The following is a 19,046-nucleotide window of genomic DNA, read 5'->3' on the forward strand; positions in this document are numbered from 1 at the left end:
CCGCAAGCTAGTGGACAGCCGCCTGCAGGCGGCTGTCCTCATTTCTGTTTCGGAGTTCAGGCTAACAACTCCTCCGGTGCTTCCCTCTCGCTCAGCCATTTGTCGAAAACCTTCTTAAACGCACGCGCCATCGGCTCGTCTTCGAAGTGATACATCGACGGAGCAAATTCCTTGAAATAGCGCTCCCGCAATTCATCCCAGGTCTGCACGTCCAAGGGCAAATGCTGACAGTCGATGGCGTCATTGATGACGTTCCGGCGGTCGGCGTTAGTACCCTTCATCAGCCGGCTCTTATTCTCAATGAGCCAACGTTTGAAAGAGGTCGACCACATTTGCAGCATCTCCTCATGCGTAGTAGTCCGACGGTAAAATATGAGGGTTGTCGCATGAGCCGAGTACCAGGTCCAATCTGCTAACTCAGCATACCGCCAACCTACTCGCGCAGCCAGCGCTTGTGCAGCTGGCAGCTCAGGAATTCGGAACGAACCTTTGTATGGCATGGACACAAGCGCCGAACTATACTCGACATACTTCCCGTTGGAGAGAGGAAGCCGCTCGTAGAACCGCACCTGGTGATCATTACCAGCGAATTCGATGCGCGGATGATTCGTGTTAACTGCGGTTCCCCAACCAGGCTGACAAGCCTTATGGTCTATGCCCCGAGTCCAGCGTTTCACCAAGTCCTTGCCATCCTCGCTTGGCTCGACATAACCAATGCCGAATGTCTTGCCGAACAGGATTGCACATTCCCGGCGCAGGGCATAAATTTCGGGATATCGTTCCTCGGGTCGCTCTTCAAGTTTCAGCAACCGGGCAATCAGGTTTCTCGCCTCTTCAGGAACACCATTTTGACCAAGCCATACAGTGCTAAAGGAGAAAGGCTGAATGTCTAGATAGCCCAGTTCATTGAGACGATGAACGAAAGGTTTATCATCCAAGAAGACAATAGGTACTGCCGTAGTACCCTGGGTATACGCAAGTAGAGCAGCATGAGTTCGAAATCCCACGGTTATCGCGATAGCTTCGCTAAGGTGAGACGATTTGACGGAGGGGAAGCGGTCTTGCAATGCGTTCTTGAGCGAACGGACGGACGTCGGGGACAAGGCGAAATTAGCCATGGTGAAATTCCAATCATATATGCGGTCAGCGTCTCCCGATTACGCACTGGCCAAATGAATGGAATGCGAGTGCCAAGTGTGCTGCATGTCTGCTTTAACCCGGGAGCAGGTTAGGCCCAGACGCCTTTGACATATAATAACACCGCCTTATCCTCGGTGGTCAACGTCAAAATTGCATGCCGACTAGCAGCCACTCGATTCACCAATACCCTTTTATCACCCAAACTGCTGCCCAATCAATCGCACCGCCTCCGCAACGCCGTTCTCCTGCTTCATCTTCTCCGCCACCACTTTTGCTTTCACGGCCATGGCAGGTGTGCCCTGCACCTGCCTGATGCGGCGCGCCAGTTTTTTCGCCGTCAGCGTGCGCCTTTTCAGGGGCTTGCCGGCGATGCCTATCCTGTGCAGTTCCTGCCCCCAGTGTTCTTGCTCGCTGATGTGGGCGACCACAATGGAAGGCTTGCCTGCCAGCGTGGTGGATTGCGTCGTGCCCGCTCCGCCGTGATGCACCACGGAGCTGCAATGCGGGAAAATGGCGTGATGCGGCGCGGCGCTAACATACAGCACCTGGTCGCTGGATTGGAAGCCGCAATCCTGCCAGGAAGGGCCCTGGACGATGGCGCGGCAGCCTGCGAGTACAGCTGTCTGCGTGAGCAGCTGCAAGGCAGCGGTCTGGTGGAGAACATCCCTGGGCATCCAGCTGCCGAAGCTCATGTACACTGGCGCCTCCCCTGCCTGCAGAAAGGCGGCCAGCGCCTCTGGGATTTGCCCTTCCAGTACCATGTTGGGCATATCCAGAAAGCCGCAGGTGTGCACGGACGCAGGCCAGTCTTGCTGCGGCCGGCATAATTGCGGGCTGACGGCCAGCAGGCTGAGCGGCTGCGAGATCCACACCTGCGAAACGATATCCGTAGTCGGCTGCATATCCAGCTGCCGGCGCAAACGGTTGGGATAATGCAGCAGCACCTTGTTCAGCCCCAGCCGCGTAAGCCACCATAGCAGGCGGTTGCCGGGTTTTCCAAACGGCAGCGTTATCGGATGATTGAAAGCGGTGGGCACGGCCACATGCGACAGAAGCACGCTGACATAGGGCACGCCGGCTTTTTCTGCGGCGACCTGCAGCGGATGCATGAAGTAGTGGCCGATTACCAGGTCGGCATCGGCGCACAGCGTTTGCGCGGCCTTGAACATGGCGTCTTCGGCGGGTGCAAAGCACAGGCGCAAAATGGTCGCCATCTGCGCCATGGGATTAAGGGCGCGATACGCCGCCTGGCTGATTGCCTCGCCCTCCTCCGGGCTGACGACAGGCGATGCCACCGTGCTGATACTGACGCCGTGCGCCGACACCACGCCGTCGTAGGCGGCGCCGTCCACACAGGTGATGACCAGGCTTACTTCATGCCCCGCCGCCTGCAGGCCTTCGGCCAGTGCCAGGAAAGGACGCACATCGCCATGGCTGCCCCAGGTTTGCATGCCTATTTTCATGTATTTTCCGGTTGGTGATACGCTCCCCGCAGAATTGTACACGAGCAAAAACCACACGCGGCACGCCTTGCACGCATGCCTGGTTTATTATCTTCCCTGGCACTCATCATCGGCCGCAATATCGGCCATCAGACCCAAAGATCGGACAGACCCATGAACGACAAGGCCACATCACTGCACGCCAGGCTTATCCGCAACTTCAATGAAGTGCCGCTGGAGCACCAGGTGCGCGCGCCCCTGTATGAAAGCCTGGCCGGCCGGCTGGGCACCGGCACCGCGGCGCAAAAGCTGGGCGCTTCCATCGATACGGTGGCGCCGGGAAAACGCTCCTGCCCCTATCATTTTCATTACGCGCAGGAAGAGATGTTTGTAGTGCTGGAAGGCACAGGCTCGCTGCGGGTGGCGGGCGAGATGCTGCCGATACGCGCGGGCGATGTGATCTTTATTCCACCTGGGCCTGAATACCCGCACCAGCTCATCAACACCTCGGATGCACCGCTAAAATACCTGTCTGTCAGCACGCGGGAGACGCCGGAGGTGTGCGAGTACCCCGATTCCGGCAAGTTCGCGGCTATGGTCAGGAGGGACGGCGTGGAGCAGTTCAACGCGACGCAGCGGCTGGACCACAATGTGGACTATTGGGATGGCGAGCCTTGATGCCGGCCGCCAGACGGTGTACCGTGCGTCTCTGGCTTCAGCCGTAAGGAATGAATTCTATGCCGTGCGACATCTGCCCGACGACCTGGGCAATGTTCTCGTCGCTTTCGTTGAAGCTCGCCAGGATACCGGCCCGGCTCATGCCATCGCTGACCCGGCCGTTCCAGTAGTCGAAACCGGCCTGGTCCGGCGCCCTGTGCAGCACGTTGCTGTAGAGCGCAGTGAGAAAGGCATTGTCGGAGATATTGTCTCCATATAGCTTTTTGAATTCGACGGAATTGACAAAGCCCGCGGCAACTTGCGTCAGATTTTCGATGCCCTGGTCCAGGTGCCCTATCCAGTAGCCCAGGCCTGCCTTGTCCGGGATACGGTCAAACGCTGCCTGGTACAGACGGTAGACCTTCCCTGCAACGCCATCCGTATCAAGTGCAATGACTTCATCCGCGAATTTGATTCTTTCTATGCTCGTCAGCGTATCCACCTGGCCGCTGATGCCGGTGCCGAGTGTCACCACTTTCAGCTGATAGCCTGTGCCCACCTTGGTGACGGAATAGTCGCTGGATTTCAGCACGCTGACTTCCAGCGTATCCATCCCGTCCTTGCCGTTGAAGCTGTCGTTACCCAAGTCTAATTCGAAAGTTTCGTTGGCGGCGGTCCCGGTCCAGTTATCGTTGCCTGCAATCAGCTTGGAAATCACCGCAGAAAAACCGACATCGCCAGACTGCGCCGCATAGGCAATATTGGATACCTGGATCTGGCTGGCGCCGTGGCTGTCTTTCAGCAAGAAAGAGGTATAGACGCCGCCGGATGCCTGGTAGGTATTGGCATTGTTATAGACGAGATTGGAGCCTGTCCAGTCCAGCTCATAATTCACGCTACGGTAAAAACCGGAGTCGGCCTTCAGCGAATAAACGGTGGCGGTATCTGCCGGAACGAAAAAACTCATGCCGTCGCCAAATACGGTAATGTCCGCCATGTTATTCTCCGTCAATGAATTGCAGTAATGGCAATATATCACGATTCATGTTTTCATAAATACATGAATTTCATTATTGCAAGTACGCCTTACGGCTGCTTTATTTTTGTGTTGCCGGCGCAACATGGCTGCGCAGGCTGGAGCGCAGCTGTATGCCGTCGTGCTCGCTGAAGAGCTCTGCAATCCAGTCTACGAACACGCGTATCTTGCGCGATAGATGGCGGTTTTGCGGATACACCACGTGCAGCGGCGCGGGCTCAGGGAACCAGTCACCCAGCACCAGTTCCAGGCTGCCCTGCTCCATTGCCTCTTTCAGCACAAAGGCGGGAATCTGTGCGATGCCCAGCCCGGCTTCGGCCGCGGCGACATAGCTGTTTTCATCATCCAGCGAGACAAAACCCTTCAAGGTTTTCTGGATGCGCATGGTGTCCTTGGCAAAGACCCAATCGAATACCTTGCCGGTGCGCGGGGAGAAATGGTTGATGCAGCGGTGTGCCGCCAGCTCGTCCGGGTGTTCCGGCTTGCCGTGTACGGCGAGGTAGGATGGCGCGGCGCAGCTGGCAAAATACAGTTCGCCGACACGGCGCGCGATGAGGCTGGAATCGGCCAGTTCGCCGCTCCAGACCGCGCAGTCTATGCCGTCATCCACCAGGTCTGCCCGGCCTTCGCTACAGCCCAGCTGCAGCTCTATGGCCGGATAGCGCGCAAAGAAATCCGGCAAGGCCGGCACGATGACCGAGCGCGCCATCAGCGTGGGCACTTCCACCCGTAACCGGCCGCCGGGCGTGGCATGCCGGCGGGCGAGCGATTCTTCCGTCTCGCGCAGCTGGGCCAGCAGGATCACGCATTGTTCGTAATAGGCGGCGCCGTCCTGCGTGACGCTGACACGCCGTGTGGTGCGGTTCAGCAGCTTGACGCCGAGCTTGGCTTCCAGCCCCTGGATCAGCGTGGTGGCGGTGGCCTTGGGCATGCCCAGGCTGTCTGCCGCGCGCGTAAAGCCGCCGGTTTCCACCACCCGCACAAATACTTCCATGGCCTGGAATTTGTCCATTGATTGTTCAGCAATCTGAATTATGAATTCGTATTATGGCTATTTATGCAGAGTGGGGCAAACAATATGATAGAGCCTAACCAGTAAACATCCACTGGCTTGCTATTGTAGAACGCTAACCACCGAGGAAACGATCATGAGCTCCAACATCAAACACATCTCCGACACGTCTTTTGAAACCGACGTCCTGAAGTCTTCCCTGCCCGTGCTGGTGGACTACTGGGCCGAATGGTGCGGCCCCTGCAAAATGATCGCCCCGGCGCTGGAAGATTCCTCCGCCAGCTATGCAGACCGGCTAACAGTCGCCAAGATCAACGTGGATACCAATCCCGAAACCCCCGGCAAATACCACGTGCGTGGCATCCCCACGCTGATGCTGTTCAAGGACGGCGAAGTTGTCGCCACCAAGGTAGGCGCCTTGTCCAAGGCACAATTGAACGCTTTTATTGAAGCGCATATCTGATCGCGCATGCGGTAGATAACGTAGGCTGGCGCCCGTGCGTGTAAGACGCCCGGCCCGGCTTACGTTTCGCCACTCCACCGGCCTTGTAGGGTGTCAATAAGCGCAGCGCATTGCACCGCAGTGGTCCCGACTTGCCAAGTAAATATTGTGATGCCGTTTTTGGTTAAAAAAAACGTCGGCAAGACATCATGCTTTCGATACATCCGCTTTGCTTGGAAGCCGCTTGCGGTGCAATGCGCTGCGCTTATTGAAACTCTACGAAATGTTCATCTGCCGTAGGTTGGGTTAAGGCTTTATCAGTGTAAAACGCCGACCCGGCCTATTTTCCGCCATTCCACCGGCCTTGTAGGGTGTCAATAAGCGCAGCGCATTGCACCGCAGTGGCCCTGACTTGCCTGGCAAATATTGTGATGCCGGTTTTGGTTGAAAAAAACGTCGGCAAGACATCATGCTTTCGATACATCCGCTTTACTTGGAAGCCGCTTGCGGTGCAATGCGCTGCGCTTATTGACACCCTACGAAATACCCAACCTACCCAACCTGTCCTTCAGGTCGCCGCCGGAAAAACCCGAAACCACAACAGCAGCATCACCGCTGCCGCCATCACCCACACCAGCGTTGCCGCCCCCAGCGTCACCGCCAGCGACAGCCGTGTGCTGAACAAGTACACCGCCATCAGGTAAGCCGCATACGGCGCCAGCGACCACAGGCCGAACAGGGCTGTGGTCTGCAATGCGGCTGCCGGCCGCGTTGTTCCCACCACAAAATGCGCGATCAGCGCAAACGTGGGAAACAAAGGCACCAGCCCCGCCAGCACAAAGTAGCGGGACCTGGACGCCAGCGCAATCAGCAGCACGGCAAATGCGCCGAACAGGCATTTGATGAAGAGGGAAATCATGGTGAGCAGGATGGGGAATAAGTGATGGCTGGCGGCCCCAGTGTAGCAGAGGCCGCGCATCCCTACCCTCGCCCGCCGCCTTGCTGCCTGGTGCGCGGCGATATCCGCCGCTCATGGCAAAGCGATTATTCGCTGATCGTCCCTGTGAGCCGGTAGAACTGGCCGTTCATCATGGTATAGAACGACTGCGTGGTCCCCGCAGCGAAATTATCGATATGCACGACCGTTGATTTGTCCCCCTCCTGCCAGGAGAGCACAAAATCTCCGCCCTCCAGCGCACGCCATTGGAATGGCATGGTCATCTGCGCGCCCTTCATGTCTCCCGCGAGGAAATCCGTGATCACCATCTTGCCATCGGCGGAATAGGTATTGCGAAAGACCAGGTTCTCGCCGTAATTCACGACGAAGGAGCGGCCGGCATAGGGGAACAAATTTGTGTTGGTCGCATTGGGCATTGCTGTTTCCTTTCAAATGTAAAGCGGGGGAAGATGTGGATTGCGGGGAAGGGGGGCGCCCTCCCCCACAGGTGCCATTACCGGGTGGCACGGGGCACCGGCGCTTTTACAAGTTAGCCTTATTTTTTGGCGAGGCCGACTTGCAAGGCCTTGAGGCCGTCTTCGTAGATTTCCCGGAACAGCGCCGAGGCGTCTGCATCGCTGACACCATTGGGCGTGAATTCGCCGGACCATTCAACGACTGATCCTCGGCCATCGCCGGAGGCCTTGACCCGCAAGGTGGAGCGGTAGTCGGTGACGGGGAACGGTGCTTCCAGAATCGCGTAGGAATAGCTGCGCGCGGCATGGTCGAAGGAAAGGAGCCGCTCCACTATCCGTTGCCCGTCTGGCGTGGCCAGGCTGCGCAGCCGGCCGCCTTCGGCCAGTTCTGATGTGGGAATGTAGGGCAGCCAATCCGGCAGCGAACCGAATCCGCCGATCAGCGCCCAAACCTGGTCGGCATCGGCCGCCAGTTCAATTTTTGTTTCTGCTGTTGCCATATAAACCTCCATGATGGTGATGGCAGGCGATGCACCGGGAATCCTGCGCATCTACGATACCTGCTCACGATTTTCGCCCGCGGCATCCGTGGGGGCGGAACTAAAATTTTTAACTCTGCGGCCTTCCACGCCATCCACCGTGAACGGCGAGGAAGGCCGGTGCGCCAACGCGCCGCCGGTGTTTAGGAACGATCGTCCGGCAGCGGTGCGGCCGCAGCGACAAGGCCCTGCTCGCGCAACTCGCGCCAGAAATCTGCGGGGATGGATTCCGCCAAGGCCAGCTTGTCTTCCGCGATGCGCTCAGGCTTGCTGGCGCCGGGGATGACGGCCGCCACCGCAGGGTTGGCCAGCACAAACTGCAATGCCGCCGCCTTGATGCTGACCCCGTGCCGCTCTGCCGTCGCTTTCATGCGCGCCACCTTCGCCATGATCTCTGCCGATGCAGGCTGGTATTCAAAGTGGGTGCCGCCCGCCAGCACGCCGGAGCTGTAAGGGCCGCCGACGACTATCTCCATGCCGTTTTGCAAGGCGGCCGGCATCACGCGCTGCAAGGCGCGCTCATGGTCCAGCAGGGAATAACGGCCAGCCAGCAGGAAACCGTCTGGCCTGGCTTCTTGCAGATCCATTGTCAGCTCCACTGGTTCAACGCGGTTCACGCCCAGCCCCCACGCCTTGATGACGCCTTCTTCACGCAGGCGTGTCAGCACACGGAAGGCGCCGGTGCGCGCTTCTTCAAAGCGGGCCAGCCATTCGTCGCCATAGAAATCTTGCGCGATGTCATGGACCCAGACAATGTCCAGGCGGTCTGTGCCGAGGCGCTTGAGACTATCTTCAATGGACCGCAACGTGGCATCGGCGGAATAATCGTTGATCACCTTGTTCTTGCGGCCATGCTGGAACAGGGTTCCTTTCTCACCGAACTCCTGGGGGCCGCCGACGATCTCATCCAGGACAATCCGCCCGACCTTGCTGCTGATGACATAATCGTCACGCTGGTAGCCGGCCAAGGCATTGCCCAGGCGAATTTCCGCCAGGCCGGCACCATAAAAAGGCGCGCTATCGTAGTAGCGAATGCCGCTTTCCCAGGCTGCATGCACAGTCGCGGCAGCTTCGGCCTCGGGGATATTACGAAACATGTTGCCTAGCGGTGCAGTACCGAAGCCGAGAACACTGCCTGCCAATTTGTCCTTGATACTCATGATCTACTCCTGAAATTTGTTAAGGTGACGCTATTTTAGGATGGCTATTTAAGTCTGTCCAAGACATAATATGGCATAGTTAAGTCTCATGAGGTCTTATATGTTGAACATTCAGCAATTGCATTATTTCGTCACGGTGGCCGAAGAAGAGCACGTCGGGCGCGCGGCCGAGCGGCTGCATATCTCCCAGTCCCCGCTCAGCCGGCAGATTGCCCAGCTGGAAGACAAGCTGGGCTTGACGCTGTTCGAGCGCAGCCAGCAGCGCATCAAACTGACCGCGGATGGGCGCATCTTTTTGGCAGAGGCGCAGGCATTTTTGACGCATGCAAAACGCCTGGAATCCATGGCTCGCCGCCTGGGCAGCGGCGACGAAGGCGGCCTGTGCATCGGCTACCTGGAAAACGCCATGCACTCCGGCGTGCTGCATCACGCGCTGCGAGAATTGCTGGCAGAAAAACCGGCGATCCACATCGCGCTCTACAACTATTCCAACGCAGCCCAGCTGGAAGGCCTGCGCCAGCGCAGTCTGGACGTGGGGCTTATCTGCGAACCGGTGCCCGCGGATGACCCGGAGCTGATTTCCTTCCAGGTCTTGAGCGACCCCATGTTGCTGGCGCTGCCGGCCAGCCATCCTTTGGCAAAGGCAAAGAAGTTCACGCCCAAGGACCTCGCAGAGCAGAAGTGGATAGGCGTCATCCACAAGGAAAGCGTACGCACAAACGACAACTTCATCGCCGCCTGCGCAGAAGCAGGCTTCGCCCCGGCCATCGCAGTGGAAGCCAGCGAACCATTGGCAGCGCTGGGCCTGGTGGCCGCCGGCCTGGGCGTGACGATGGTACAGAAAAGCCTGCGCCAGCAGGCGCCCGAAGGCGTAGTCCTGCATGAAGTCCCCTGGCTTAACTACCGGGCTTCACTGTGGGTGGCATGGCATAAGGTAGCGCTGCGCCCGCTGGTGACACACTTCCGCGAACTGGTGCAACGCTCCCGCATGATAGTGCCGATCAGGAAAGCGAAGCCGGCCATACAGGAAGCCGCGTGATATGCAATGAATATGCAATGAATGACGGGGATATGTGGGCATGAATGACTTGAGTAAAGCCGGTTGCGGGGATTGCAGGCATGGCGTCCTCTCCGGCATGTATTCACCGGCCGCTGCGGCCAGGGCCGAAAGGGAAGTAAGTCCTCCGACATTCGTATGCACTTCAATAGAAGCGCATGCCCACCTGTACCAATGCGAAAGATGCGGCGCGTGGTGGGAGTTTAACGAGCGGGAGGCGCATGTCATCAGTGAGGATGACGCCAGAAGCGTGTTTGCGGAATATTTTGGTTTGGAGAGGTAAAACCGATTTTATCAAAAAATGCGGCCTGAAATGGTTGCCATCATTGTTTGATCTCCGTGAAGTTAACGTATTGAACAACCGCATCTGCATCAAACGCGACATCTATTACGTAACTACTTCCATTTTTTTCTTGGTGATATTCGATGTGTGCGTTCCCATTCGGTTTTCTGGGTGATTCAAAAATTTGATGAGGCGACTGCGGCACCGTGGAATTTTCCCAACCACCTCCGAATATTTCCAAAAAATGGGCGTAGGAGACTGCCGCTTTTCGACGATAGATTATGTCGAGTCTTGCCTCAACATTCCCATTGCCTTTTAGTGGTAGATGGTAGTACATTGAAATCGGTGGCAACGAAAGTTCGCCAAGCACGATCGGATCGCCTCCAAAAATGAATGAGTCGATGCTTCCATAAATCCATTTGGAATCGATGAGGCATGAAGCTCGGTTGGCGCCAAATATATACCGCAGATTATCTTCGCTACAGAAGTCCCTCTCAACCAGCAAATGGCTATCCAAGGCCCGCTTAATATTCCGAAATAGATCAAGCTCCGACAGCGCGGGGTGACTCACCACTTCTCCAATTACTGAGTTGGTCTCTTTTGTCTGCGCATTTACCATTGGCATTAGGCAAGCGAGTAAAAGGAATATGCAGGTGCCCAGATTTTTTCTCAATGTCGCTTCCTTTCGTTTTCATAAAAACGCACGCAGCCCAAATGAATGCCGTATCGGAAGCAATTTGACCCAGCTTCAAGAATGCTTTCATTCAAACAGGATGGTCACTAGCAAAATCACACTTTCTTTTTCTTCAAAAGGGTTGAATAGATTTCATTGTGGCGGAATCATGTTACAACATCTCCAATGGGGTGTATCGCTAACTGCTGCATTACTCCATCTCCCGGTATACGCAAATAATAACGTTCTGTCTTTGCCTTGCAATGTGCCTACTCAGCAACCATCAAAGCGCCGCCCTAAGACAAGAATTTCAAACAGATGCCCTGGCCTGTTCCGACATGGTGATCCTGTTTTTTACGCTGGGGCGCTCCTGCATCCTGGCGTACCAGGCTTTAAGCGCCTCGCACTCTGCAGGCACCGGCAAGTCCACGAGCCCGGCAAAGATCAAACCGCCTATGACAGTAATATCCGCCATGGAAAAAGTGTCGCCCGCGACGAACGGCTGGTTGCTGAGAACGGAATCGAAGTAATGCATGCCCCTTAACGCTTTGTCGCGCTGGCGGAAACCCCATTCGGCGTTTTGATAAATTTCGACATCGGGTCCAAGCCCCGGCGTGGCGTGGTGAAAATAGACGCTGACGGCGTCGAGCAACTCCAATTCTGCGCGCTTGCTCATCATGTGGATGATGCCCTTTTCACGCGATGTCTTGCCGGTGAGTATGACATTGCCGTCCAGTGAATCCAGGTATTCAGTGATGGCAGTGCACTCTGCAATGTAGGTACCGTCATCGAGTTCAAGCACCGGCAACGTGCCCGAGTAGTTCTTGACGAGGAAATCGGCCTTCTTGTGCTCGCCTTTCCAGAGGTCGACCGACACAAACTGGACACGCGATTGCAGGTTCTTCTCAGCCAAAGCGATACGGACGCGGGCTGGATACGGGCCGGTGTGCCAATCGTAAATCTTCATCATGGCTGGGGTGCCTGCGTCGGTATGGGGAATATCTGTATGCATACTTACCTCTTTACAGTTTGCTTGTGAGAAACATAAATATCAGTGTCAATCAGCCTACCTAACACTTGGTAGGCAGAATATAGGCTATACTATTCCAAGTCAACACCCATTTTAATTATCAACGCAGAGGCCGTGAGGAATGAAGTGAATTCAAACTCCAGTGAAAGAATACTGGCAGCCGCCAGGAAGATCGCGCAGGCGCATGGGTACAGCGGTTTGAATTTTCGTGATCTTGCACAAGATGTCGGCATCAAAGCCTCAAGCATCTACCACCACTTTGCAAGCAAGGCCGATCTGGGTGCAGCGGTGGCAAAGCGCTATTGGGAGGACTCTGCGGCTGCCCTGGATGCACTGCTGGCCGAATCGACAGACCCGGTTCGCTGCCTGGCGCTGTATCCCGATACGTTCCGCAAGGCGCTTGAGAATGATAATCGTATGTGCCTCTGCAGCTTCATGGCAGCCGAATTTGATGACCTGCCGGAAGGAGTAAAAAGAGAGGTCCAAGTCTTTGCCGATGTGAATGTTGCGTGGCTGAGCAAGGTGCTCTCTGCCGCGGCCGTGGTCAGCCCCGCTGAGAGCGAAGCGAGGGGGCGCGCCATCTTTGCCTCCATCGTCGGAGCACAGCTCATGGCGAGGAGCCGTTCCGATATATCGCTGTACGATAGCTTAATCGACAGCTATCGCGCGGCTGGACTTCTGCCGGCGTAAACAATGGCAACTCCGCTGCCATTGCGCTTGATCCGTTGGGAGTGATATCGACGCCCGAATCAATTCCCCGATACCAGCTTAAGCCCGATCACGCCCGCCAGGATCAGCACGATACAGAATATCCTCATCGGTGCGGCGGAGTCGCCCAGCACTGCCACGCCCAGGATTGCGGTGCCGGCGGCGCCGATGCCGGTCCAGACGGCGTAGGCGGTGCCTACGGGCAGCGTGCGCAGCGATAATGACAGCAGCACGACGCTTGACAGGCCGGTGGCGACCGTCAGCAGGGCTGGAACCAGCCGTGTAAAACCTTCAGACCATTTCATGCAGAGCGCGAAGGCGATTTCGAGAATGCCGGCGATGCCAAGTAGTGTCCATGCCATAAGTGAAAAATCCAATGTAAATTCGCCGGCGTTGCCGCCGTGCGAAGGGGGTGAAAAAAATTCCAGCGCCGGAAAAGGGAATACGCTTCTGCTCCGCTTCGTTCGCTCTTCCGGCGTCTGATCCGCCGTCCGATCAGGCCTTGGCAGCAGCAGTTGCAGCAGCAGGAGGTACGCGGAAGGTGATGCCAAACCGGTTGAAGGCATTCATCAGGCCGATTGCATAGGTCAGGTCGGCGAGTTCTTTTTCGCTGAACTCGGCGGCAGCGGCGTCGTAGTCGGCATCAGGAACGCCGGTATCTGCCACCAGCGTGATGCTTTCTGCCAGCGCGAGCGCGATGCGTTCACGGGTGCTGAATACTGCGCCCGCTTCGTGCCATGCTTGCACCAGTACCAGTTTGTCCACGCTGATGCCGGATTTGATCAGGTCGCGGGAATGCATGTCGATGCAATAGGCGCAGCCATTGATTTGCGAAATGCGCAGGTACACGATATCGATCAGTTCCTTTGGAAGGCCGCATTTTTGGAGATAGACGTACACGCCGCCGAAAGCCTTGTAACCGTCAGGGGATGCTTTAGCGTAGTCGATGCGATTGCTCATGATGAATCCTTTTAATGTGTGAATGAAGAGACTCCATCGTGAGGCATCTTGGTCTATAGGAGAAGGACCATGATTAGCGTTTAATTATAGGTCATGATTTCGACGGGGGTGCGCCAGTGCCGCTGTCATAGCAGCTGCAGGATGCGCTTTCCGAGAAGCTCGGCAGTGCGCCGGGAATCGACATTGGTAAAATTGAGCAGCAGGGCCGAGGCGCCGCCTCCGCCCGTTGTCCAGTTCGTCAGTGCTTCTCCATACAGCCCCTCTTCCCGCATGCGCGCCACCAGGCGGCGGTCTGAGCGTTTGTCCTGCAGGCGCAGGATCAGGTGCATGCCTCCCGGTTGCGGATCTATCCGCAGGTAGTTGCCCAGCACGCTTTCCAGACCGGCCGTGGTCGCTTCGCGGCGTTCGGCATAGAGCTTGCGCATGCGCTGGATGTGGCGCGCGAAATGCCCTTCCTTGATGAAGGCGGTGACAATCGCCTGCGTCAGCTCCGGGCTGCCTGCGGCAAAGACCTGGCTGACCTCCTCAAAGCGTTCAACCTGCGCTTCCGGCACGACCAGGTAAGCCAGCCGGATGCTGGGGAACAGCACCTTGCTGAAGGTGCCGGCGTACAGCACGCGCCCCTCCCGATCCAGGCTCTTCAGCGCAGGCAGGGGGCGGCTGACATAGCGGTATTCGCCATCGTAATCATCCTCGATGATCCATGCCTTGTTGCGCGCGGCCCATTCCAGCAGCGCCTGGCGTCGCGGCAAGGATAAAGACACGCACAGCGGGCTCTGGTGGGCCGGCGTCACCACCGCCGCGCGCGCCCGCGGCGCTGCCTTGAGCCCTTCGGCAACGACCATGCCCTCCCCGTCTATCGCCACCGGCACGGCGGCAATCTGCATGTGCTCCAGCAGCTCCCGCGTGGGCGGGTAGCCCGGGTCTTCCACCAGCACGCGGTCCCCCGCCTTCAGCAAGGCGTGGCCGATAAGCTCCATCGTATGACGGTAACCCGAGGTCACGAAGATCTGCGAGGGCGAACAGTTGATGCCGCGCGACACCTGCAGATAAGCCGCGATCTCGGCACGCAGCGCCGGCAAGCCGTACACAGAAGGATGAGTCATGTCCGACGGCTGCATGGCGCGCACGCATCGCGCCCCCAACCGAGCCCAGATCTTGCGCGGAAATTCATCCAACGCAGGCAAACCCATCTGGAATGGCAGAATGGAATCCGGCCGAAAACTGACCGCAGGAACACTGCTCTGAAAGGACGGCGCCGTGCTTGCAACAGGCGCCCTCAGCCCCGGCGTGACAATCGTGCCCGCCTGGCCACGCGCCTGGATATAGCCTTCAGCCGCCAGCAGGGAATACGCGGTATCGATGGTGCCCCGCGCCAAGCCCAGCTCCTTGGTCAGCGCACGCGCAGACAGGATGCGGTCGCCCGGCTTCAGCAAGCCGCTGTTGATGGCTCCGCGAAACCGGTCGTAAATCTGACGGTAAAAAGGCTCGGCCGCAGCGGGGTCCAGCGGAGAGATATTGCCGGTCTTTGCGATAGTCATGGTCTAGTCGGTTTGGCAGTGAGATTTAAAAATTATTGTACCATCGAGAGCTTATCGTCAGCCTTTAACACGAATTAAAGCGATGTTGCCTTGTTAATTTTTTCGTGGCAACATGGATACATTCTCTTATCGCGCCTCCTTAGGCTAACTGGCATTTTTTGATTCGATCCACCAATATTTATATGACAGAAGGCGCTCAAAGGTTTCACTTCATTGAATTCTTGCTTGTCGCAATTCCGGCGGCTGTTTTTTGCATGATTACGGCGCTGCTACTGTTCGGGCTGATGGCAGCCAATGCTTCGGTCGCCCTTCAGCTTTTTCCTGTGTGGGTTGGCGGCTGCCTTGGAGTTCGCGCACTGTGGAAGATGTATTTCCGCCTGTATAGCGGCGAGCTTCCGCACAATATAAAAGAATTGCCACTGATTGAGTTAGTGTGTGGAGTAACGGCGAATGTGGTCGCGGTATTTTTCTTTATTTATAACGCTCGAACAGTAAATCACATCGCTTTCTCGGCATGCTTTTTGATTCCATCTGCTGTTGCGATGCATTGGCTTTTTGTATTGTTGAACAAACGCCGCGAGCTTCGTAGAGGCTTCGACAGTTAGGGAGCGAGAAGTCAAATGACGATACCAAATTGAACATGAATCGCCACATTAAATTGTTCGGAAGCGGCATGGTCGTATTTGTTGTTTCATGGTGGCTCGCATATTTTTGGAGTATCCATGGCAATTGGTGGTTTGTGAACCGGCCAGAGTTGATGTTGAGAGCAATCTACCTTATCGCGAAGCCAATTCTTTCTGCCGAAGTTTGGGAGGCTGAGGAGCAGTTAGATTTTTTAAGCTTTTTCGTACCAACCCTCATCACTTTAATTTTTATCCTATTTCTATTTTTCAGAAAATTTTTCCGGACCGATAACAAATAAAAGTGAGTTCTTGACAACAATGGTTCGACCGGTACGCACTCCGCACCAAGCGCTTAATTTTCATTTCCCCTGTTCTATACAACTGTGAAAACGCTTATTCATGTCTTCCGATAAAACACCGCCTCGCTATTCAAAATGGCTGGAATATGTTTTTGATCGCCCAGTCACGCAAAGCGGATGGTATTTCGATTCTGAAGACACTGACTTTGATGCCGACGAAATCGAGCTAACCGCGCTCGTCACGCATACCCTGGAAAACTGTGGTTCCGATTTAGCTGCCTATTCGGAAGCGCAGATCAATCACGGCCTGCAATACATCTTCGATGGAAGCTGCTCCCAAGTAGCCGGTGCACTAATGAGTGACAATGTCCCTATCGAATTGAGGCTTCAGGCTGTTTCAGCAATCAAGTTTCTATATAGGGATTGCTTCAGTCTTCGGTGTGCGCCGGTACTTGGGCATATTGGCGAATCCGGTGCAAATTCCTTGAATTACATCTGCTACATGCTTTGGGATGTTTCGCCGCTCTCATATTGGGAGCGAACAGCCAGTCCCGACAAGGAGGTTTTCTATAACGCAGTCGTCGACGTACTCGAAGATGCGCTCAACTCCACAAATCCAGCCTGCGTAGAAAGCGCACTCCATGGGCTTGGACATATCTTGAGCAGCCATATTGGCCGCGTACCTCAGGTGATCTCTGCATATCAAAAGCGAAATCTCTTAGCATCATCACAGCTTAAACTTTACGCGCAAAGTGCGAGCGTTGGACGAGTTCTATAGATCGATGTACTCAGTGAGTAAGCAACCAGCTAAACCATCCTTACGCCCGCAAACCTCGCCGGCAGTGCCAGTTCGCGGGACACTGCCCATCAGTAGGCGTCGGCGGGTCACCAACGCCACAAACCCCGCTACTGGCCGGAATACGCAGAGAAGTCCGTATAACCTATTTCACCACGCCGGGTGTAATAAGTTGACCGGTCCGCTTCGGCCAACGGCCAGCCGTGCTTGAGACGATCGGCGAGGTCGGGGTTGGCGATATAGGGTCTGCCAAAGGCGATCAGGTCCACCAGGCCGGTGTCGAGTGCAGTTTGGGCGCCCTCGCGGTCATTGAAGCCGCCGCACCAGATGATTGCGCCGGGAAACGCCGCCCGAACCTGGGCAAGCACAGAGTGGGAGATGTGGTGTTTCTTGAACTCGCCGGTCTCCATGTTGCCGATAGGCATCAACTCGTAGACCAGGTGCAGATATGCGACCCCGTGGCGCCCCAACTGCTCGCTGGCGAACAGCAACGTTTCCTCGACAAGTGGATCGGCTGGCATGGAGTTAAACTGGCCGAAGGGAGACATGCGAACGCCAACGTGCCCCGGCCCCCATTCACGCACAGCCGCTTCAACGACTTCCATCAGGAACCGCGTACGATTTTCTACGCTGCCTCCGCCGTAGCGATCGGTACGCGTATTGAGCGCCGAATTCATGAATTGGTCGAACAGATAGCCGTTGCCGGCGTGGATTTCGACACCATCAAAACCGGCCTGCCGTGCGTTCGCAAAAGCCTGGGAAAAGGTGTCGACCAGGGCCGAAACTTCATCCGTCCGGATACGCCTCGGCGTGCCTGCAGGAATGTAGCTCAACTTGCCATCCTGGTCGTGCGCAAAGACGTCCGAGTGTTCCGCCCTTTCCTCAGTCACGCCCCAGGGATCCTCGCCGTTCGGCATGAGTGAAGGGTGCGCCATCCTGCCGACGTGGAATATCTGCGCGAATATCGCGCCGCCGTGGTGATGAACCTCATCGGTCACCAAACGCCAGCCCTGCCGCTGAGCCTCCGTGTAGATGCCAGGCATCAATGCGTAACCCTTGCTAGAGGGAGCGACGTTGATCACCTCGGACACGATCAGGCCGGCACCGGCCCGTTGCCCGTAATAGGTCGCCATCATCTGGTTCGGGACATCGCCTTCGGATGTGCGCGTGCGCGTCATTGGCGCCATGACAATGCGGTTCTTCAGCGGAACGGTGGCGCCAAGCAGTTGAGGTTCAAACAGGTTTATCATAGACAGTTCTTCGGGTCGGTATTGATCGAAACAAAAGTGTACTTTTCGAATGCCGTTGCCCTCTACACACCAATTAGTCAGTGGAAGCAAATGAAGATCATCAAGAGATTGCCGGGCTTGCCGGTTGAGCGCACGCTGGGTGTCCTCTCAGGGCGCTGGAAGGCGGTCATCCTTCACGTGCTGCTGGATGGCCCGCAACGTACTTGTGAACTGGAGAAGCGCATTGCCGGCATCTCACAGAAGGTGCTGATCGAACAACTGCGAGCGCTGGAGGAACATGGTGTGGTGAACGGGCAGCCCAGCGCCGAGGATCGCCAGGGGGTTGAATACCTGCTCACTCCGCTTGGCGAAAGCCTGCGCCCCATCCTGGAATCCCTCATCGAATGGGGAGCCCATCACGCCAGGGAGCTCGACGAGGTTCATAGGCTTCTGCCATGCAATGCGGTTGTGCGGGATCGTACGGTCTGAATTTATTTCAAAACGTCTATGGCTATTGGTGGTTATTGCTTATTAACTATTGCCAGCAGATAAAATATACGATCAAGAACAAAAAGCTAATCCCCTACCGAAGCTCCTTGCGAATCACCAGCTTCAACCCCGACCACACCTCATCTACCGCACACACTTTCACATCCACAAACCCCATCGGCAAGGCCAGTTTGCGGATCGTGTCTTCCGTGATGTCGGTGGGCACCTTGGATACCTTCTTGGGCCAGGACACCCATACTGCGGCATTTGGCTTGATGCGCGTGCGCGCTGCTGCAAGCGCGGCTTGCAGGTCTGCTTTCTTGTCGCAGAAGATGTGAGCAATGTCGGTTTGTGAGGTGAGTGTTTTTTCAAACAGAACGCCTGGCGGCAGGGGTTGCAGCAGGTGCTGGTAGCTTGCCGGCGCATTGTGGACGAACACCTTGCTGCCTTCGGTGATGCCGAGCTTCTTTGCCAGCGGGGTGCCTGAGTGCCGGTGCTTTGCGTTGCCATGGGTGGC

General features: G+C 56.4%; 22 protein-coding genes. 7 read left to right on the top strand and 15 right to left on the bottom strand.

Annotation, left to right across the window (positions count from 1 at the left end):
• Positions 1 to 56 precede the first annotated feature (56 nt).
• Both ACO0LO_RS18665 and ACO0LO_RS18670 read right to left on the bottom strand, forming a co-directional pair.
• Positions 57 to 1,118, bottom strand: coding sequence for a hypothetical protein (locus ACO0LO_RS18665; protein WP_422966182.1), 1,062 nt, complete (start codon positions 1,116 to 1,118; stop codon positions 57 to 59).
• Positions 1,119 to 1,334: 216 nt separating this feature from the next.
• Positions 1,335 to 2,603 (bottom strand): glycosyltransferase, encoded by a 1,269-nt coding sequence (locus ACO0LO_RS18670; RefSeq protein ID WP_422966184.1) that lies wholly within the window; start codon positions 2,601 to 2,603, stop codon positions 1,335 to 1,337.
• Positions 2,604 to 2,756: 153 nt separating this feature from the next.
• Here ACO0LO_RS18670 and ACO0LO_RS18675 point away from each other — a divergent pair, with 153 nt between their 5' ends.
• Positions 2,757 to 3,260, top strand: a complete 504-nt coding sequence (locus ACO0LO_RS18675; protein ID WP_422966186.1) for a cupin domain-containing protein — start codon at positions 2,757 to 2,759, stop codon at positions 3,258 to 3,260.
• Positions 3,261 to 3,297: 37 nt separating this feature from the next.
• Here ACO0LO_RS18675 and ACO0LO_RS18680 read toward each other — a convergent pair whose 3' ends face one another.
• Both ACO0LO_RS18680 and ACO0LO_RS18685 read right to left on the bottom strand, forming a co-directional pair.
• The gene (locus ACO0LO_RS18680) at positions 3,298 to 4,236 is read right to left on the bottom strand and encodes a DUF4214 domain-containing protein (protein ID WP_422966188.1); all 939 of its coding nucleotides are present in this window, start codon (positions 4,234 to 4,236) and stop codon (positions 3,298 to 3,300) included.
• 100 nt (positions 4,237 to 4,336) lie between these two features.
• Positions 4,337 to 5,287: a LysR family transcriptional regulator gene (locus ACO0LO_RS18685; protein WP_422966190.1), complete on the bottom strand. Its 951-nt coding sequence runs from the start codon at positions 5,285 to 5,287 to the stop codon at positions 4,337 to 4,339.
• A 136-nt stretch (positions 5,288 to 5,423) separates the two neighbouring features.
• On the opposite strand from ACO0LO_RS18685, the gene trxA reads away from it, so the two are divergent.
• Complete coding sequence (gene trxA / locus ACO0LO_RS18690) at positions 5,424 to 5,750, top strand: thioredoxin TrxA (protein ID WP_422966192.1); 327 nt, start codon at positions 5,424 to 5,426, stop codon at positions 5,748 to 5,750.
• Positions 5,751 to 6,297: 547 nt separating this feature from the next.
• Here trxA and ACO0LO_RS18695 read toward each other — a convergent pair.
• From ACO0LO_RS18695 to ACO0LO_RS18710, 4 genes are all read right to left on the bottom strand, one after another.
• Complete coding sequence (locus ACO0LO_RS18695; RefSeq protein ID WP_422966194.1) at positions 6,298 to 6,648, bottom strand: GlpM family protein; 351 nt, start codon at positions 6,646 to 6,648, stop codon at positions 6,298 to 6,300.
• Between the two features lie 125 nt (positions 6,649 to 6,773).
• Positions 6,774 to 7,103 (bottom strand): MoaF-related domain-containing protein, encoded by a 330-nt coding sequence (locus ACO0LO_RS18700; protein WP_422966196.1) that lies wholly within the window; start codon positions 7,101 to 7,103, stop codon positions 6,774 to 6,776.
• A 119-nt stretch (positions 7,104 to 7,222) separates the two neighbouring features.
• A complete protein-coding gene (locus ACO0LO_RS18705) occupies positions 7,223 to 7,642 on the bottom strand; it encodes an SRPBCC family protein (protein ID WP_422966198.1) in 420 nt (139 codons plus the stop codon).
• Positions 7,643 to 7,824: 182 nt separating this feature from the next.
• Positions 7,825 to 8,841, bottom strand: coding sequence for an aldo/keto reductase (locus ACO0LO_RS18710; RefSeq protein WP_422966200.1), 1,017 nt, complete (start codon positions 8,839 to 8,841; stop codon positions 7,825 to 7,827).
• Positions 8,842 to 8,941: 100 nt separating this feature from the next.
• Here ACO0LO_RS18710 and ACO0LO_RS18715 point away from each other — a divergent pair, with 100 nt between their 5' ends.
• A complete protein-coding gene (locus ACO0LO_RS18715) occupies positions 8,942 to 9,880 on the top strand; it encodes a LysR family transcriptional regulator (RefSeq protein WP_422966201.1) in 939 nt (312 codons plus the stop codon).
• A gap of 341 nt (positions 9,881 to 10,221) precedes the next feature.
• Here ACO0LO_RS18715 and ACO0LO_RS18720 read toward each other — a convergent pair whose 3' ends face one another.
• Together ACO0LO_RS18720 and ACO0LO_RS18725 are read right to left on the bottom strand one after the other, a co-directional pair.
• The gene (locus ACO0LO_RS18720; RefSeq protein WP_422966203.1) at positions 10,222 to 10,854 is read right to left on the bottom strand and encodes a hypothetical protein; all 633 of its coding nucleotides are present in this window, start codon (positions 10,852 to 10,854) and stop codon (positions 10,222 to 10,224) included.
• A gap of 310 nt (positions 10,855 to 11,164) precedes the next feature.
• Positions 11,165 to 11,821: a glutathione S-transferase gene (locus ACO0LO_RS18725; protein ID WP_422966553.1), complete on the bottom strand. Its 657-nt coding sequence runs from the start codon at positions 11,819 to 11,821 to the stop codon at positions 11,165 to 11,167.
• 177 nt (positions 11,822 to 11,998) lie between these two features.
• On the opposite strand from ACO0LO_RS18725, the gene ACO0LO_RS18730 reads away from it, so the two are divergent.
• The gene (locus tag ACO0LO_RS18730; protein ID WP_422966205.1) at positions 11,999 to 12,574 is read left to right on the top strand and encodes a TetR/AcrR family transcriptional regulator; all 576 of its coding nucleotides are present in this window, start codon (positions 11,999 to 12,001) and stop codon (positions 12,572 to 12,574) included.
• A 59-nt stretch (positions 12,575 to 12,633) separates the two neighbouring features.
• Here the strand turns inward: ACO0LO_RS18730 and ACO0LO_RS18735 are convergent, their stop codons facing one another.
• From ACO0LO_RS18735 to ACO0LO_RS18745, 3 genes are all read right to left on the bottom strand, one after another.
• Positions 12,634 to 12,954 (bottom strand): DMT family transporter, encoded by a 321-nt coding sequence (locus ACO0LO_RS18735; protein WP_422966207.1) that lies wholly within the window; start codon positions 12,952 to 12,954, stop codon positions 12,634 to 12,636.
• Between the two features lie 133 nt (positions 12,955 to 13,087).
• The gene (locus ACO0LO_RS18740) at positions 13,088 to 13,552 is read right to left on the bottom strand and encodes a carboxymuconolactone decarboxylase family protein (protein WP_422966209.1); all 465 of its coding nucleotides are present in this window, start codon (positions 13,550 to 13,552) and stop codon (positions 13,088 to 13,090) included.
• Positions 13,553 to 13,677: 125 nt separating this feature from the next.
• Positions 13,678 to 15,093, bottom strand: coding sequence for a PLP-dependent aminotransferase family protein (locus ACO0LO_RS18745; RefSeq protein ID WP_422966211.1), 1,416 nt, complete (start codon positions 15,091 to 15,093; stop codon positions 13,678 to 13,680).
• A gap of 158 nt (positions 15,094 to 15,251) precedes the next feature.
• Here ACO0LO_RS18745 and ACO0LO_RS18750 point away from each other — a divergent pair, with 158 nt between their 5' ends.
• Both ACO0LO_RS18750 and ACO0LO_RS18755 read left to right on the top strand, forming a co-directional pair.
• Positions 15,252 to 15,698 (top strand): hypothetical protein, encoded by a 447-nt coding sequence (locus tag ACO0LO_RS18750; RefSeq protein ID WP_422966213.1) that lies wholly within the window; start codon positions 15,252 to 15,254, stop codon positions 15,696 to 15,698.
• Positions 15,699 to 16,115: 417 nt separating this feature from the next.
• The gene (locus tag ACO0LO_RS18755; RefSeq protein ID WP_422966215.1) at positions 16,116 to 16,793 is read left to right on the top strand and encodes a hypothetical protein; all 678 of its coding nucleotides are present in this window, start codon (positions 16,116 to 16,118) and stop codon (positions 16,791 to 16,793) included.
• A gap of 128 nt (positions 16,794 to 16,921) precedes the next feature.
• On the opposite strand, the gene ACO0LO_RS18760 is transcribed toward ACO0LO_RS18755, so the two are convergent.
• Positions 16,922 to 18,061, bottom strand: coding sequence for an alkene reductase (locus ACO0LO_RS18760; RefSeq protein ID WP_422966217.1), 1,140 nt, complete (start codon positions 18,059 to 18,061; stop codon positions 16,922 to 16,924).
• Between the two features lie 90 nt (positions 18,062 to 18,151).
• On the opposite strand from ACO0LO_RS18760, the gene ACO0LO_RS18765 reads away from it, so the two are divergent.
• The gene (locus ACO0LO_RS18765) at positions 18,152 to 18,529 is read left to right on the top strand and encodes a winged helix-turn-helix transcriptional regulator (RefSeq protein WP_422966219.1); all 378 of its coding nucleotides are present in this window, start codon (positions 18,152 to 18,154) and stop codon (positions 18,527 to 18,529) included.
• A gap of 94 nt (positions 18,530 to 18,623) precedes the next feature.
• Here the strand turns inward: ACO0LO_RS18765 and ACO0LO_RS18770 are convergent, their stop codons facing one another.
• A complete protein-coding gene (locus tag ACO0LO_RS18770; protein ID WP_422966221.1) occupies positions 18,624 to 18,968 on the bottom strand; it encodes a DUF3052 domain-containing protein in 345 nt (114 codons plus the stop codon).
• Positions 18,969 to 19,046: the final 78 nt, after the last annotated feature.

This window comes from Undibacterium sp. TJN25 (assembly GCF_049339885.1).
In the GTDB taxonomy this organism is placed as follows: domain Bacteria; phylum Pseudomonadota; class Gammaproteobacteria; order Burkholderiales; family Burkholderiaceae_D; genus Undibacterium.

Bases quoted from the DNA above. Each gene is read 5' to 3' on its own strand.
- ACO0LO_RS18705 (WP_422966198.1), bottom strand. From the start codon at position 7,642: ATGGCAACAGCAGAAACAAAAATTGAACTGGCGGCCGATGCCGACCAG.
- ACO0LO_RS18675 (WP_422966186.1), top strand. From the start codon at position 2,757: ATGAACGACAAGGCCACATCACTGCACGCCAGGCTTATCCGCAACTTC.
- ACO0LO_RS18765 (WP_422966219.1), top strand. From the start codon at position 18,152: ATGAAGATCATCAAGAGATTGCCGGGCTTGCCGGTTGAGCGCACGCTG.
- ACO0LO_RS18695 (WP_422966194.1), bottom strand. From the start codon at position 6,648: ATGATTTCCCTCTTCATCAAATGCCTGTTCGGCGCATTTGCCGTGCTG.
- ACO0LO_RS18715 (WP_422966201.1), top strand. From the start codon at position 8,942: ATGTTGAACATTCAGCAATTGCATTATTTCGTCACGGTGGCCGAAGAA.
- ACO0LO_RS18700 (WP_422966196.1), bottom strand. From the start codon at position 7,103: ATGCCCAATGCGACCAACACAAATTTGTTCCCCTATGCCGGCCGCTCC.
- ACO0LO_RS18680 (WP_422966188.1), bottom strand. From the start codon at position 4,236: ATGGCGGACATTACCGTATTTGGCGACGGCATGAGTTTTTTCGTTCCG.
- ACO0LO_RS18665 (WP_422966182.1), bottom strand. From the start codon at position 1,118: ATGGCTAATTTCGCCTTGTCCCCGACGTCCGTCCGTTCGCTCAAGAAC.
- ACO0LO_RS18740 (WP_422966209.1), bottom strand. From the start codon at position 13,552: ATGAGCAATCGCATCGACTACGCTAAAGCATCCCCTGACGGTTACAAG.
- ACO0LO_RS18685 (WP_422966190.1), bottom strand. From the start codon at position 5,287: ATGGACAAATTCCAGGCCATGGAAGTATTTGTGCGGGTGGTGGAAACC.
- ACO0LO_RS18735 (WP_422966207.1), bottom strand. From the start codon at position 12,954: ATGGCATGGACACTACTTGGCATCGCCGGCATTCTCGAAATCGCCTTC.
- ACO0LO_RS18670 (WP_422966184.1), bottom strand. From the start codon at position 2,603: ATGAAAATAGGCATGCAAACCTGGGGCAGCCATGGCGATGTGCGTCCT.
- ACO0LO_RS18710 (WP_422966200.1), bottom strand. From the start codon at position 8,841: ATGAGTATCAAGGACAAATTGGCAGGCAGTGTTCTCGGCTTCGGTACT.
- ACO0LO_RS18755 (WP_422966215.1), top strand. From the start codon at position 16,116: ATGTCTTCCGATAAAACACCGCCTCGCTATTCAAAATGGCTGGAATAT.
- ACO0LO_RS18745 (WP_422966211.1), bottom strand. From the start codon at position 15,093: ATGACTATCGCAAAGACCGGCAATATCTCTCCGCTGGACCCCGCTGCG.
- trxA (WP_422966192.1), top strand. From the start codon at position 5,424: ATGAGCTCCAACATCAAACACATCTCCGACACGTCTTTTGAAACCGAC.
- ACO0LO_RS18725 (WP_422966553.1), bottom strand. From the start codon at position 11,821: ATGAAGATTTACGATTGGCACACCGGCCCGTATCCAGCCCGCGTCCGT.
- ACO0LO_RS18760 (WP_422966217.1), bottom strand. From the start codon at position 18,061: ATGATAAACCTGTTTGAACCTCAACTGCTTGGCGCCACCGTTCCGCTG.